This is a genomic window from Micromonospora sp. WMMD1102 (genome assembly GCF_029626265.1).
Taxonomy (GTDB): Bacteria; Actinomycetota; Actinomycetes; order Mycobacteriales; family Micromonosporaceae; genus Plantactinospora.
This window is the reverse complement of the sequence record NZ_JARUBN010000001.1, coordinates 6,105,506-6,118,821: the sequence shown is the minus strand read 5'-3', so window position 1 is coordinate 6,118,821 and position 13,316 is coordinate 6,105,506. Positions and strand designations below refer to the sequence as shown.

Annotated in this window: 15 protein-coding genes; 9 read left to right on the top strand and 6 right to left on the bottom strand. The window is 72.2% G+C overall.

Annotated elements, in window-relative coordinates; genetic code table 11:
* Positions 1-234: 234 nt before the first annotated feature.
* From O7626_RS27440 to O7626_RS27425, 4 genes are all read left to right on the top strand, one after another.
* Positions 235-1,320, top strand: coding sequence for an LCP family protein (locus O7626_RS27440; protein WP_278066335.1), 1,086 nt, complete (start codon positions 235-237; stop codon positions 1,318-1,320).
* A gap of 447 nt (positions 1,321-1,767) precedes the next feature.
* Entirely contained in the window at positions 1,768-2,859 is a 1,092-nt protein-coding gene (locus tag O7626_RS27435) for an LCP family protein (protein WP_278066334.1), read from the top strand.
* A 111-nt stretch (positions 2,860-2,970) separates the two neighbouring features.
* Positions 2,971-3,252 carry a F0F1 ATP synthase subunit epsilon gene (locus tag O7626_RS27430; RefSeq protein ID WP_278063968.1) on the top strand — a complete coding sequence of 94 codons (282 nt, stop codon included), beginning with the start codon at positions 2,971-2,973 and terminating at the stop codon, positions 3,250-3,252.
* A gap of 12 nt (positions 3,253-3,264) precedes the next feature.
* Positions 3,265-3,705, top strand: coding sequence for a DUF2550 domain-containing protein (locus tag O7626_RS27425; protein WP_278063967.1), 441 nt, complete (start codon positions 3,265-3,267; stop codon positions 3,703-3,705).
* A 67-nt stretch (positions 3,706-3,772) separates the two neighbouring features.
* On the opposite strand, the gene O7626_RS27420 is transcribed toward O7626_RS27425, so the two are convergent.
* Positions 3,773-4,462, bottom strand: a complete 690-nt coding sequence (locus tag O7626_RS27420) for an SAM-dependent methyltransferase (protein WP_278063966.1) — start codon at positions 4,460-4,462, stop codon at positions 3,773-3,775.
* 130 nt (positions 4,463-4,592) lie between these two features.
* Between O7626_RS27420 and O7626_RS27415 the strand changes: the two genes are divergently transcribed.
* Both O7626_RS27415 and O7626_RS27410 read left to right on the top strand, forming a co-directional pair.
* Entirely contained in the window at positions 4,593-5,843 is a 1,251-nt protein-coding gene (locus tag O7626_RS27415; protein ID WP_278063965.1) for a histidine kinase, read from the top strand.
* Complete coding sequence (locus O7626_RS27410) at positions 5,840-6,541, top strand: response regulator transcription factor (protein ID WP_278063964.1); 702 nt, start codon at positions 5,840-5,842, stop codon at positions 6,539-6,541. The genes O7626_RS27415 and O7626_RS27410 overlap by 4 nt, the downstream gene beginning before the upstream one ends.
* Positions 6,542-6,553: 12 nt before the next feature.
* Here O7626_RS27410 and O7626_RS27405 read toward each other — a convergent pair whose 3' ends face one another.
* On the bottom strand, positions 6,554-7,009 hold the full coding sequence (locus O7626_RS27405) for a VOC family protein (RefSeq protein WP_278063963.1): 456 nt from the start codon (positions 7,007-7,009) through the stop codon (positions 6,554-6,556).
* Entirely contained in the window at positions 6,996-7,568 is a 573-nt protein-coding gene (locus O7626_RS27400) for a cob(I)yrinic acid a,c-diamide adenosyltransferase (RefSeq protein WP_278063962.1), read from the bottom strand. The genes O7626_RS27405 and O7626_RS27400 overlap by 14 nt, the downstream gene beginning before the upstream one ends.
* 118 nt (positions 7,569-7,686) lie before the next feature.
* Here O7626_RS27400 and murA point away from each other — a divergent pair, with 118 nt between their 5' ends.
* Positions 7,687-9,015: a UDP-N-acetylglucosamine 1-carboxyvinyltransferase gene (gene murA, locus O7626_RS27395; protein ID WP_278063961.1), complete on the top strand. Its 1,329-nt coding sequence runs from the start codon at positions 7,687-7,689 to the stop codon at positions 9,013-9,015.
* A 20-nt stretch (positions 9,016-9,035) separates the two neighbouring features.
* On the opposite strand, the gene O7626_RS27390 is transcribed toward murA, so the two are convergent.
* A complete protein-coding gene (locus O7626_RS27390) occupies positions 9,036-9,530 on the bottom strand; it encodes a MarR family winged helix-turn-helix transcriptional regulator (protein ID WP_278063960.1) in 495 nt (164 codons plus the stop codon).
* Positions 9,531-9,636: 106 nt separating this feature from the next.
* On the opposite strand from O7626_RS27390, the gene O7626_RS27385 reads away from it, so the two are divergent.
* Positions 9,637-10,197, top strand: coding sequence for an NAD(P)H-dependent oxidoreductase (locus O7626_RS27385; protein WP_278063959.1), 561 nt, complete (start codon positions 9,637-9,639; stop codon positions 10,195-10,197).
* Positions 10,198-10,353: 156 nt separating this feature from the next.
* Positions 10,354-11,202, top strand: coding sequence for a 3-hydroxyacyl-CoA dehydrogenase family protein (locus O7626_RS27380; protein WP_278063958.1), 849 nt, complete (start codon positions 10,354-10,356; stop codon positions 11,200-11,202).
* Positions 11,203-11,569: 367 nt separating this feature from the next.
* Here the strand turns inward: O7626_RS27380 and O7626_RS27375 are convergent, their stop codons facing one another.
* On the bottom strand, positions 11,570-12,427 hold the full coding sequence (locus tag O7626_RS27375; RefSeq protein ID WP_278063957.1) for an ABC transporter permease: 858 nt from the start codon (positions 12,425-12,427) through the stop codon (positions 11,570-11,572).
* Positions 12,424-13,272, bottom strand: a complete 849-nt coding sequence (locus O7626_RS27370) for an ABC transporter ATP-binding protein (RefSeq protein ID WP_278063956.1) — start codon at positions 13,270-13,272, stop codon at positions 12,424-12,426. The genes O7626_RS27375 and O7626_RS27370 overlap by 4 nt, the downstream gene beginning before the upstream one ends.
* Positions 13,273-13,316 lie beyond the last annotated feature (44 nt).

Sequence of the window (13,316 nt, the reverse complement as noted above, 5' to 3'; positions counted from 1 at the left end):
GCGGGTACCGTCGTGGGCGGCCCGTGACCGGCGGCCCGGCTTCCTTCGGCGGATCCGTCCTGGTCACAGGGCGGACGACGAACGGAGACGTTGGTGGGTGAAGGCGGCGGGAACGCGGATCGGTCGGGCCTGCGCCGGCTGGTCCGGCAACGGGTCGGCGGCACGGACCCGGCGGGACCGCACGACGGTCCGGAGCGCTCCAGGCGCGGCCGGCGGCACCGGTCGGCGTCCCGGGTGCCGCGCTGGGCCCGGGTCTGCACCCTGCTCGGCGCGATCCTGGTCCTGGTCAGCGGCGCCGGGCTGGTCGGCTTCGAGGCCGTGCTCGCCCGCTACGAGGGTGCGGTGCGCGAGGCCGACCTCTTCGGCGACGAGGCGGCCGGCGTCGTGCCGGAGAAGAAGTCGGACATCAAGGGCCCGCTGGACATCCTGCTGGTCGGGATCGACCCACGGACCCCGGAGTGGTCGCCGCTGGCCGACTCGATCATGGTGCTGCACGTGAACGAGACGCTGGACTCGGCGTACCTCTTCTCGCTGCCCCGGGACCTGCTGGTGGAGATACCGGCCTTCCCCAAGGCGAACTACGCCGGCGGCACCGAGAAGCTGAACGCCGCGATGGCACACGGCAGCCGGGTGCCCGGCGAGAAGCTGCCGAGCGCGGCACAGGGCTTCGAACTGCTCTCCAGAACCGTCTCCGAGGTCACCGGGATCGAGCGGTTCGACGCCGGGGCGATCGTCAACTTCAACGGCTTCCAGAAGATCGTCGACGCGATGGGCGGCGTCGACATGTACATCGACACGAACGTCAGGTCCGAGCACCGGCAGCCGGACGGCACGATGCGGACGCTGAAGCCGGGCGGTGGCGGCTACCTCGGGCCGCAGGCGGAGTACACCAGGGGCAACGCGCACCTCAAGGGCTGGCAGGCGCTGGACTACGTCCGGCAGCGGTACGGCCTGCCGAACGGCGACTACGACCGGCAGCGGCACCAGCAGCAGTTCGTCCGGGCCATGGCCGACCAGGCGCTGAGCAAGGACGTGGTGACCAACCCGGTCAAGTTGGACGCGGTGCTCCGGGCGGCCGGCGAGTCGTTGGTCTTCAGCGGTCGCGGGCGCGAGCTTGTCGACTTCGCCTTCGCGCTGCGCGGGCTCCGGTCGGACTCGATCCAGATGATCAAGTTGCCGGGCGGCGGGGTCACCGAGGGCGGCTCCTACCGGGGCGAGCGGTTCCAGCCGATCGCCGAGGAGTTCTTCGCCGCACTCGGAGCCGGCACCCTCGACAGCTTCGTCATCAACAACCCGGAGCTGCTCAACAAGGCCAGGTAGCCGGCGTCTCGACAGGCCCAGGTGGCCGGGCCGGCGTCTCGACACGGTCGTGTCACCGTTTCGTCACAGCCGACGGCAGCCACCCGGGTCGCCGTCGGGCCAGGTGGCCGGCGTACGCGACACCGGTCGGAGCGTCCGGGTCCGCGCCGGATCCGGTCGGTCGCCGGGTACCGGGACCAGGGGTTCCGAAATCCGTAACCTTGCTCTGCAACAATTCGGCCCCGGCCGCCCGTCTCTATTGACGGGCGCGAGATTCGCGGTGCGCGGACGGATGGAGACGCAGTGAGCGAGGGTGGCAAGGGCGCTGGCCGGTCCACCAGGCGGACGGGGCGGCCGGAACGCGGTCGGGGCGGCGGCGCCGGGCTGGTCGACGCCGACCCGGTGGGCGACCTCTCCGGCGGCGGACGGCCGATCAGGGAGGGGCGGCGCAGGAAGTCCGCCATCCCGATGTGGGCCCGGCTCTGCACGATCTTCGGCGCGGTGCTTGTGGTGCTCAGCGGCGGCGTACTTGTCGGACTGGAGGCGGTGCTGGCCCGTTTCGAGGGCGCGGTCACCGAGCAGGACCTCTTCGGCGACCAGGCGGCCGGGGCGTCGGCCCCGGAGAAGAAGTCGGACATCAAGGGCCCGTTGAACATCCTGCTGGTCGGCATCGACCCGCGGAAGCCGGAGACGCCCCCGCTGGCCGACTCGATCATGGTGATGCACGTCAACGAGACGCTGGACTCGGCGTACCTCTTCTCGCTGCCCCGGGACCTGCTCGTCGACATCCCCCGGTTCGAGAAGGCCGACTTCCCGGGTGACCGGACGAAGCTGAACGCCGCGATGTCGTACGGCAGCAAGGTGCCCGGCGAGAAGCTGCCGAGCGCGGCGCAGGGCTTCGAGCTGCTCTCCCTGACGGTCTCCAAGGTGACCGGGATCAAGCGGTTCGACGCCGGGGCGATCATCAACTTCGGCGGCTTCCTGAAGATCGTCGACGCGATGGGCGGCGTCACGATGTACATCGACCAGAACGTGAAGTCGGAGCACCGCCGCCCGGACGGTACGCACCGGACGGAGAAGCCCGGTGGCGGCGGCTACCTGGGGCCGCAGGCGCAGTACAAGAAGGGCAACCGGCACCTGGAGGGCTGGCAGGCGCTGGACTACGTCCGGCAGCGGTACCCGTCCAACGGGGTGACCGACGGCGACTACGGCCGCCAGCGGCACCAGCAGCAGTTCGTCCGGGCGATGGCCGACCAGGCGCTGAGCAAGGACGTGGTGACCAACCCGGTCAAGCTGGACAAGGTGATCCGGGCGGCCGGCAAGTCGCTGATCTTCAGCGGCCGGGGAAACAAGCTGATCGACTTCGGCTTCGCGCTGCGCAACCTGCGGTCCGACTCGATCCAGATGATCAAGCTACCGGGCGGTGGGGTCGGGACCGGCCGGAACTACAAGGGCGAGAAGTTCGAGCCGATCGCCGACGACTTCTTCGCCGCGATCAAGGCCGGCACCGCCGACAGCTTCGTGATCAACAATCCGGAGTTGTTGAACAAGGCCAAGTGACCGGGCCCGGCCGGCCGATCCGGGTGCGAACCGCCCGGGTACCCGGCTGGGAGCGGCGGCGGGAGCCGGACTAGACTTTCCACAATCCCGCCGCCGCAGCAAGGAGACAGCGTGGCACAGCTTCAGGTCGAACTCGTCGCCGTCGAGGAAAAGATCTGGACGGGCGAGGCCGAGATGGTCGTCGCCCGGACGACCGAGGGTGAGCTCGGGGTGCTGCCGGGACACGCGCCGCTGCTGGGCCAGCTCGCCGAGCCCGGCCAGGTGCGCATCAAGCTGGCCGGTGGCGAGCAGTTGACCTACGAGGTGAACGGCGGCTTCCTCTCGGTGACCGGCGCCGGCGTCACGGTGCTGGCCGAGAGCGCCAGCCCGGTGACCGAGTCCACGAGCCGCTGACCCGGCACGTCGATGCTGGTCTTGCGTTGGATCGGAATCGGCGTCCTGGTGCTGCTGCTCGCGGTGGCGGCACTCTTCCTCCGGCGGTTCCTGGTGACCCGCTCCGGCGGGATCATCCGGCTCAGCGTCCGGGTCTCGACAATCCTCGACGGGCGCGGCTGGTCGCCGGGCTTCGCGCGGTTCGCCGAGACCGAACTCCGCTGGTACCGGATGTTCAGCTTCGCGCTCCGGCCGAAGCGGGTGCTCTCCCGGCGCGGCCTCGCGGTCGAGCAGCGGCGGCTGCCGGAGGGTCAGGAGCGACTCATCATGCCCGCCGACTGGGTGATCCTGCGATGTGTCAGCCACCAGGCGCCCGTGGAGATCGCGATGGCGAAGTCCACGGTCACCGGCTTCCTCTCCTGGCTCGAATCCGCCCCTCCGGGGGCGGTTTCGCATTTGGTCCTACACGACTGATCCCGCGCCACGGCTGAACGCCCTGCTCGGCCTGAATGCCCTGCTCGGCCAGGCAGCCGGGTGAAGGTCAGGGGCGGGTCGGCTCCGGGCCGCGCGGGGCGGAACGGTTCGCCGGGCGGAGCGGTCCGGGGTGCCGGCCGGGTCCGCCGCGCTCGGCGCCGGACGGGTGCCGGATCGGCCGCCGGCAGTGGTAGACCACCGCGGGCGGCAGGTTTGCCCAGACCGTACCGCCGACCACCACCTCCTCGAAGAGTTCCCGCAGGTTGCGGTGCAGCCGGCGGGCTGGTGGCGACCAGCGGGCGTGCTGGTAGGCGAAGGTGGTGAAGACCCCGTCGTCGGCAAGCGCCGCGACGACGGAGCCGAGGATCTCCCGCTGCCGCTGCGCGCCGAAGACCGTCCAGGGCAGGCCGCTGACGATCACCCCGGCCGGCGGAAGGTCCCGTTCGGCGAGCAGTCCGGCCAGCGCCCCGGCGTCGGCCCGGAGCACGTCCACTCCCGGGTGCTCCCGGGCCAGCCGGTCCGCGAAAGTCGGGTTGATCTCCACTGCGAGGTGCCGGCCCTGCCCGGCCAGTCGGCGCTGGATCACCCGGGTGAACGCCCCGGTCCCCGGGCCCAGCTCGACCACGAGTGGTTGCCCGCTCCGGGGGATCGTCGCGGTGATCCGTTCGGCCAGCGGCATCCCGCTGGGTGCGATGGCGCCGATCGCCAGTGGGGCGCGGGCCCACTGGGCCAGAAACGAGATCATCTCGGTGGGCACGGTCCGAAGCTAGGCGACCTAGTGGATCTCCGATGTCGTCCGGCCGGCCGCTGTACCGGCCACTCGGAGGATGCGCCGTGTCCGGTGGCAGGAGTCGCAGCCGGAGTTCCGGCTCCGTATCGTTGCCGGCGTGCGGGTACGGCGGAGATGGTGGCCCGATCTACTGATGGGCCTGTTCGGCGGCGCCTTCGGGCTGGCCAAGCTGGGCTGGCCGGTGGTGCCGAGCGAGCCGCTGCCACTGCTGGTGACGGTGGCGGCCGGGCTGATCCTGGTGGCTGCCCGCCGTTGGCCCTGGCCGGTGCTGCTGGCCGAGTGCCTGCTGCTCAGCCTCGCCAACTGGACCGCCCCGCTCGGCGGCGACGTCGCCCAGTTCGGTGCCCTCACCGCGCTCGGCATCATCGCGTACGCGGCGACCTGGCCGGCCACCGCCGTGGCACTGGGGCTGTCGTACGCGGCGTCGCTGGTGCACCTGATCGGCCCGGACAGCGCCGGGCTGCTTCCCGGGCAGCAGGGGTTCGTCCAGCTCGCCGGCTTCTTCGGCATCTCGGTCGCCCCGGTCGCGCTGGCCCGCTACCTCGGTCGGATGCGCCGGGCGACCCGGTCCGCCGAGGAGCGCGCCCGGGAGGTCGAGGAGCGGCAGGAGGTGCAGACCCGGGCCGCCCGGCTGGCCGAGCGGGCGGCGATCGCCCGGGACCTGCACGACATCGTCGCGCACCACGTCGGCGCGATCGCGTTGCAGGCCGGTGCGGCGCAGTACGCGGCCCGGCGTACCGGCCGGGTGGACGACGCGGTGCAGGCGCTGGGCGAGTTGCGGGTCACCGCCGGGCAGGTGCTCGACGAGCTGCGGGCGCTGCTGGAGGTGCTGCGCGACCCGGACGCGATCGTGTCGGGCGGCCCGACGATCGAACCCGAGCAGTTGATCATGGACGCGGAACAGCGGGTCCGGGCGGCCGGGGTGGCGGTCCGGATGAACCTGGCCGGTGACGTCGGCGAGGCGCCGCTGGTGGTGCGTACCACCGCCGCCCGGGTGGTGCAGGAGGGGCTGACCAACACCCTCAAGCACGCCGGACCGGGCGCGAGCGCCTCGGTGGACATCCGCCCGGACGGCTCCGGCCTGCTTGTCGAAGTGCTCGACACCGGCCCCGGACAGCCCCGGCCGGCACTGCTGCCGCCCTCCGGGCACGGCCTGGCCGGCATGCGGGAACGGGTCCGGCTGCTCGGCGGCACCCTGCTGGCCGGTCCCACCGGCGGCGGCGGCTGGCGGCTCGCCGCGCACCTGCCGATCCGGGAGAAGGCGGCGGCGGTCCGGGAGAGGCCCGCGACCTGCGCGAGGCCGTTGCTCCGGACGGCCGACACCGACCCGGCCGGGCGGCCCCGGTGACCGTACGCGTCCTCGTCGTCGACGACCAGGCCCTGGTCCGGGCCGGCGTGACCCTGCTGCTGCGTACGGCCGGCGGGTTCGACATCGTCGGCGAGGCCGGTGACGGCCGGGAGGCGGTCCGGCTGGCCGAGCGGCTCCGCCCGGACGTGGTGCTGATGGACCTGCGGATGCCCCGGATGGACGGGATCGAGGCGACCCGGCGGATCCTCGACCGGCATCCCGGGACCCGGGTGCTGGTCTTGACCACCTTCGCCGACGACGCCAACATCTACGGGGCGCTCGGCGCCGGTGCGATCGGCTACCTGGTCAAGGACGGCGCCCCGGAGGACCTGGTGGACGCGGTCGGCCGGGCGGCCCGGGGCGAGCCGCTGCTGGCGCCGTCCGTGCTGGCCCGGATCGTGCACCGGGCGTTGCAGGCGCACACCGAGGACGCCGAACGGGACGCGGACAGCGTACGGCCGGCGGGGCGGCGGCTGCTCAGCGTCCGCGAGCGCGAGGTGCTGGCCCTGGTCGGTGCCGGACTCTCCAACGCCGAGATCGCCGCCCGGATGCACCTGGGGGTCACCACCGTCAAGACGCACGTCTCGGCGGCGATGGAGAAGCTCGGGCTGCGCAACCGGGTGCAGGCCGCGGTGGTCGCGCACCGGCTCGGTCTGGTCGACGACGACTTCCAGCCGATTCCGTCCGGGCCCTGGTGAGTCGACGGGGTGTCAGGTGCCGGGCAGTGACGAGGCGCAGAGTTCCACCTCGAACCCGGTCTCGTCGGTCAGGTAGCCGGCGTAGTTCTCCGGCCCGCCCGCGTACGGGTGGCGGTCGGCGAAGAGCAGCGACCAGCCGTACGCCGGGGCACGGGCCACCAGCCGGTCCACCTCGGCCGGCGGGCCGGCGTGCAGGGCCAGGTGGTTGAGCCCGGGGGCGAGCCGGTCGTAGCTGCGGGAGGTGAGTGCGGGGGAGCACTCCAGCACCAGGTAGGTGGTGCCGTGCCGCCAGGAGCGCCCCGCCGGCCAGCTCTGGTACTCCGTCCAGCCCAGCTCGCCGAGCAGCCAGCCCCAGCTGGTGCCGGCCCGGGTCAGGTCGGGCACCCAGATCTCGACGTGGTGCAGGCCGCCGGGCGGGGCGGGAGGGTCGGCGCCGCCGGGTGGGGCGGCAGGGTCAGCGCTGGCCACCGGGGACCCATAGCACGTCACCGGCCGGATTCGCGGTTCTTGCCAGGATGAACAGCAGATCCGAGAGACGGTTGAGATACTTTGCCGGGGAAGTGCTGGTTCGATCTGGTTCGGTGCTGACCAGGGCCCACGCCGAGCGTTCCGCCCGCCGGGCGATCGTGCGTGCCACGTGCAGCAACGCCGCTCCCGGGGTGCCGCCGGGCAGGACGAAGGAGTCGAGTTTGGCGAGTCGGGCGTTGTACCTGTCGCACCAGCCCTCCAGGCGGGCCACGTACTCCTCGGTCACCCGCAACGGCGGGTACGCCGGGTCCGGCTCGACCGGGGTGGCGAGGTCGGCCCCGACGTCGAAGAGGTCGTTCTGGATGGTGCCGAGCACCTCCCGGACGTCCTCGTCGAGCCCACCGAGCGCCAGGGCCACCCCGATCGCCGCGTTGCACTCGTCGACGTCGGCGTACGCCCCGATCCGGGGGTCGGTCTTGACGACCTCTTCGTTGTTGACCAGCCTGGTCGTGCCGGCGTCGCCGGTCCTGGTGTAGATGCGGGTGAGGTGGACGGCCATGCCGAACAGCGTACGGGCGTCGACCGCGGCGAGCCCGGCCCGGCCCGGGACGGCCGCGGGGCAGGGCTGGCCCGACGGCAGCGGGCCGGGCGGGGCGGACGACTCTACGATTTGCGACGTGGACGTGATCAGAGTCAGTGGCGGGGCCCGGCTGGCCGGCCAGGTGCACGTGGTGGGCGCCAAGAACTCCGCGCTGAAGTTGATGGCCGCCGCGCTGCTCGCACCGGGGCGGAGTGTGATCACGAACGTACCCCGGATCACCGACATCGCGATCATGGCCGAGGTGCTCCGCCGGCTCGGCTGCGAGGTCTCGTTCGGCGACGACGAGGGTGACGGCCCGGCCGGCGACGACGGCGGCCCGCCCCGGTCCTGCTCGGTGACGATCGACGTGCCGCCCGACCCGGGCACCGAGGCGGACTACGACCTGGTACGCCGGCTCCGCGCCTCGATCTGCGTACTCGGCCCGCTGCTGGCCCGGCGCGGGTACGTCCGGGTGGCCCACCCCGGCGGTGACGCGATCGGCTCGCGCGGCCTGGACATGCACGTGGCCGGGTTGGCCCGGATGGGGGCGGAGATCTCCGGCGAGCACGGCTTCGTCATCGCCTCGGCGCCCCGGGGGCTGCACGGCGCGACGATCTGGCTCGACTTCCCCAGCGTCGGCGCCACCGAGAACCTGGTGATGGCGGCGGTACTGGCCCGGGGGGTCACGGAGATCGACAACGCCGCCCGGGAGCCGGAGATCGTCGACATCTGCACCATGCTGACCCGGATGGGTGCCAGGATCGACGGCGCCGGCACCTCGATGCTGCGCATCGAGGGGGTTCCGGAGCTGGGTCCGGTCCGGCACGCCACGGTCGGCGACCGGATCGTCGCCGGCACCTGGGCGTTCGCGGCGGCGATGACCCGGGGCGACGTCACGGTGACCGGCGCCAGCCCGGCCTTCCTGGAGATCGCGCTGGACAAGCTGGTCTCGGCCGGCTGCCTGGTGGAGACCCGGCCGGACGCCTTCCGGGTGCGGTTGGACCGGCGGCCGTCGGCGGTGGACGTGGTGACGCTGCCGTTCCCCGGCTTCGCCACCGACCTGCTGCCGATGGCGATCGGGCTGGCCTCGGTGAGCGAGGGGGCTTCGCTGGTCACCGAGAACATCTTCGACGGCCGGTTCATGTTCGTGAACGAGATGGCCCGGCTGGGTGCGGACATCAAGACCGACGGGCACCACGCGGTGGTGCGGGGGCGGGAGCGGCTCTCCAGCGCACCGGTCCGGGCCACCGACATCCGGGCCGGCGCGGGGCTGGTGATCGCCGGGCTCTGCGCGGACGGGGTGACCGAGGTGTCGCACGTGCACCACGTCGACCGGGGCTATCCGGACTTCATCGCCGACCTGCGGACCCTGGGCGTCGAGGTGGAGCGGGCCACCGCTCCCGAAGAGCCGGCGTTCACGATATGACCGGGCGGCGGCCGGCGCGGTCAGGAGCCGGACCCGGACCCCGGGTCGGAGTGCTCCGCGCAGGTGCCGGTCGTCGCGAACCTGCGCAGCGCGTCGGCGAGCCGGGCCAGGTCGAGCCCGTCGAGGTGGTCGACGACGTGCCGCCGGACGCTGCCCAGGTGGGTGGGATAGGCCGCCTCCAGCCGGCTCAGCCCGGCGTCGGTGAGCACGGCGTTCCAGCCCCGGGCGTCCTCGGGGCAGCGGACCCGCTCGACGAAGCGCTGCTGTTCCAGCCGGGTGACGATCCGGGTCATCCCGCTCAGGGAGAGGTCGCAGGCGCCGGCCAGCTCGTTCATCCGCATCCGGCGCCCGGGTGCCTCGGAGAGGTGCATCAGCGCGGTGTACTCGTTGATCGAGAGGCGCTGCTCGCGGGTGAGGTCGGCGTCCAGCGCCCGGGGCACGACGATGATCGCCCGACCCAGCGCCCGGACGACGGCCTCCTCGTCGCTGTTCAGCGGGGCCGGCGGGGCTGTCATGGAGAACACAGTAACACGAAGATTGCTTGACAAAGCAAGTATCGGTGGATTTGCTTGACGCGGCAAGCACAGGAGTGCTGCGCAATTCGGAGGAAAAGAACCAGCAATGACTGGAATCGGCATCATCCTGGGCAGCACTCGACCCGGCCGCAACGGCGAGGCCGTCGCCCGCTGGGTGTACGACAACGCCAGCCGGCGCAACGACGCCGAGTACGAGCTGGTCGACCTGCTCGACTTCAAGCTCCCGCACCTGGACGAGGCGGTCCCGGCGAGCATGGGCCAGTACGCCAACCCGCACACGCTGGAATGGGCCGCCAAGATCGCCTCGTTCGACGGCTTCGTGATCGTGACCCCGGAGTACAACCACTCCACCTCGGGGGCGCTGAAGAACGCCATCGACTTCCTCTTCGCCGAGTGGAACAACAAGGCGGTCGGGTTCGTCAGCTACGGCTCGGTCGGTGGTGCGCGGGCGGTGGAACACCTGCACCTGGTCGCCGGCGAGCTGATGATGGCCGACGTTCGGGCCCAGGTGACGCTCGCGCTGAACGCCGACTTCGAGAACTACAGCACCTTCAAGCCCGGCCCGCACCAGGCGGACGCCCTCGGCGTCGTACTGGACCAGACCGTGGCCTGGAGCAAGGCGCTCGCCCCGCTGCGGGCCAGCTGACCCGTTCCGAGCCGACCCGGTGGCGGCCCCGCGACGGCCCTCGTCGCGGGGCCGCCGGCCGGTGTGCGGGCGGGAACTGTTACCGGCGGGTAGCAGTGCTCGGTCGGACCGTTAAGGTGCTCTGCGAGGACACAATCCAGCCGAAGGAGTGAGCAGATGGCGGGTCGACTCGCGGTCGTCGGGGCCGGTCTGATGGGTTCGGGCATCGCCCAGGTCGCGGCGCGGGCAGGCTGGCAGGTGACCCTGCGCGACCTGGACGAGGCGGCCACCCGCCGTGGCCTCTCCGGCATCCGCACCTCGCTGGAGAAGTTCGCGGCCAAGGGCACCATCGGGGCCGACGAGGTCGAGGCGACCCTCGACCGGATCACCCCGACCACCGAGCTGGAGGCGGCGGCCGACGCCGACATCGTGGTGGAGGCGGTCTTCGAGCGGCTGGAGATCAAGCAGGAGGTGTTCCGGGCGCTGGACAAGATCTGCGCCCCCCGCGCGGTGCTCGCCACCAACACCTCGGCCATCCCGGTCACCCAGATCGCGGCGGCGACCGGCCGGCCGGAGTCGGTGGTCGGCACCCACTTCTTCTCGCCGGTGCCGATGATGAAGCTCTGCGAGCTGGTCCGGGGCTACAAGACCAGCGACGAGACGCTGGCCACCGCCCGGAGCTTCGCCGAGGAGATCGGCAAGACCTGCGTGGTGGTCAACCGGGACATCGCCGGCTTCGTCACCACCCGACTGATCACCGCCCTGGTGATGGAGGCGGTCAAGCTCGTCGAGTCCGGGGTGATCTCGCCGGAGGACCTGGACACCGCCTGCAAGCTCGGCTTCGGGCACGCCATGGGCCCGCTGGCCACCACCGACCTGACCGGCGCGGACGTGCTGCTGCACGCGACGAAGAACATCTACGCCGACACCGCCGACGAGAAGTTCTTCCCGCCGGAGCTGTTGCAGCGGATGGTTGCCGCCGGTGACCTGGGGCGCAAGACCGGGCAGGGCTTCTACTCGTACTGACCAGGCCGGGGGCGGCGGCGGGACGGGGACACAGTCCGCTTTCGCCGCTGTCGAGCTGCCCCGCCTGTGCGCCCACTGGTCGCGGTCACGGGCCGGACCCGCCCTCAGACTGTCGAGCTGCGCCCCGTCCGTGCGCCCACCGTGCCGGGCGGGGCAATGTCCGGAAATGTCGCGCCCCGTCGGTGCGCCCAGCTCGACAGTCTAGGAAAAGGGAGTAGTCCCGCGGCAGGAGTGGTGGCCACGGGCGGCCTTCGTCCGCGCCGACCGCCCTCGCACCGCGTCGCGCCGACCGCGTCGCGCCGACCGCGTCGCGCCGACCGCACGGCCCGGCCTGTGCGGCGACAGCCGATCGCCGGGCTGGTCGGGGTCAGCCGTCGCGGCGGCTGGTCCAGCGGAAGGTGGTCAGGCAGAGCAGCAGGCCGATGACGCACCAGGCGGCGAGGACCAGGGCGACCCGGCCCAGTTCGAACGAACCGGCCGGCTCCTGAGCGCCGAACGACTCGGGCAGGAAGACCGAACGCAACCCCTGGCACATCCACTTCAGCGGAAAGATCGCCGCGATCTGCTGCATCCAACTCGGCAGCTGGGTGAAGACGATGAAGACCCCGGAGATGAACTGGAGGACCAGCGCCACCGGGGTCACCGTCGCCGACGCGCCGCGTCCGGTGCGGGGCAGCGAGGAGAAGGCGATACCGCAGAGGGTGCAGGCGGTGATGCCGAGTACCGAGACCCAGAGCAGGGTGAGCCAGGCGCCGGCGGTCTGCGGCAGGGTGAGGTCGAAGAGCAGCGCGGCGACGGCCAGCAGCAGCACGGTCTCGGCCACGCCCACCACGGCGACCATGATGATCTTGCCGACGAAGTACACCCACTTCGGCATCGGGGTGCCGCGCAGTCGCTTCAGCACGCCCCGGTCCCGCTCGATCGGGATCTGGATGGCGAGGCTCTGGAAGCCGACAGTCATCAGGCCGGTCGCGATCATGCCGGTGATGAAGTACTGCGTGAACCGGGCCCCGCCGCCGATCTCGCCCTTGAAGATCGACGCGAAGATCAGGATCATGATCACCGGGAAGAGCATGGTGAAGACCACGGACTCCCGGCTGCGCAGGAACTGGCGTACCTCCAGGCGACCCTGCCGCAGGCCGAGCGCGACCGGCCCGACCCGGCGGGCCGGTGCGGACGCCGGCCGGTGCCCGGCGGTCTCCGGTGCGGTCGTCGAGGTGCTCATCGATGCCCGATCATCCGTAGGTAGACGTCCTCCAGGGTGGGCCGGGTCACCGTCAGGCCCGGCACCTCGCCGCCGAACCGCGCGGCCAGCTCGGCGACCAGCGCCGTCGGCGTCGCGCTCTCGACCCGTTCCACGTCGCCGGCCGGGGTACGCCAGGAGACCGTCGCCAGCGCCTCGGCCCGGTTGCCCAGCCGGGCCGGGGCGGCCACCTCGACCAGCCGCCCGCCGCTGATCACCGCGACCCGGTCGGCCAGCGCCTCCGCCTCGTCCAGGTAGTGCGTGGTGAGCACGATCGTGGTGCCCGCGGCGGCCAGGTCCCGGATCAGCTCCCAGAACTCCCGGCGGGCCTCCGGGTCGAACCCGGTGGTCGGCTCGTCCAGGAAGAGCAGCTCGGGCCGGCCGACGATGCCGAGCGCCACGTCCAGCCGGCGCTTCTGACCGCCGGAGAGGGTGTGCGTACGCGCCCTCGCCTTGCCGGCCAGCCCGACCCGTTCGATCACCTTGTCCGGGTCGTCGGGGTCGGGATAGAAGCCGGCGAAGTGGTGCACCACCTCGGCCACGCTCAGGTCGTCGAACTCGCCGGTGCCCTGGAGCACGATGCCGACCCGGGACCGCCACCCGCCGTCCGCGTGGTCCGGGTCGACGCCGAGCACGCTGACCTCGCCCGCGTCCCGGCGCCGGTAGCCCTCCAGGATCTCCACCGTGGTGGTCTTGCCGGCGCCGTTCGGGCCGAGCAGCGCGAAGACCTCGCCCCGGGACACCGCCAGGTCGACCCCGTCCACGGCGGCCGTCCCGCCGTACGCCTTGTGCAACCCCCGCACGGAGATCGCGAGCTGCTCTGCCATGGCTCAACTATGCGCGACGGAGCGGCCGTGCCGGTCACCGGGTC

Bases quoted from the DNA above. Each gene is read 5' to 3' on its own strand.
- O7626_RS27435 (WP_278066334.1), top strand. From the start codon at position 1,768: ATGTGGGCCCGGCTCTGCACGATCTTCGGCGCGGTGCTTGTGGTGCTC.
- O7626_RS27425 (WP_278063967.1), top strand. From the start codon at position 3,265: ATGCTGGTCTTGCGTTGGATCGGAATCGGCGTCCTGGTGCTGCTGCTC.
- O7626_RS27400 (WP_278063962.1), bottom strand. From the start codon at position 7,568: ATGGCCGTCCACCTCACCCGCATCTACACCAGGACCGGCGACGCCGGC.
- O7626_RS27390 (WP_278063960.1), bottom strand. From the start codon at position 9,530: ATGACAGCCCCGCCGGCCCCGCTGAACAGCGACGAGGAGGCCGTCGTC.
- O7626_RS27385 (WP_278063959.1), top strand. From the start codon at position 9,637: ATGACTGGAATCGGCATCATCCTGGGCAGCACTCGACCCGGCCGCAAC.
- O7626_RS27380 (WP_278063958.1), top strand. From the start codon at position 10,354: ATGGCGGGTCGACTCGCGGTCGTCGGGGCCGGTCTGATGGGTTCGGGC.
- O7626_RS27375 (WP_278063957.1), bottom strand. From the start codon at position 12,427: ATGAGCACCTCGACGACCGCACCGGAGACCGCCGGGCACCGGCCGGCG.
- O7626_RS27370 (WP_278063956.1), bottom strand. From the start codon at position 13,272: ATGGCAGAGCAGCTCGCGATCTCCGTGCGGGGGTTGCACAAGGCGTAC.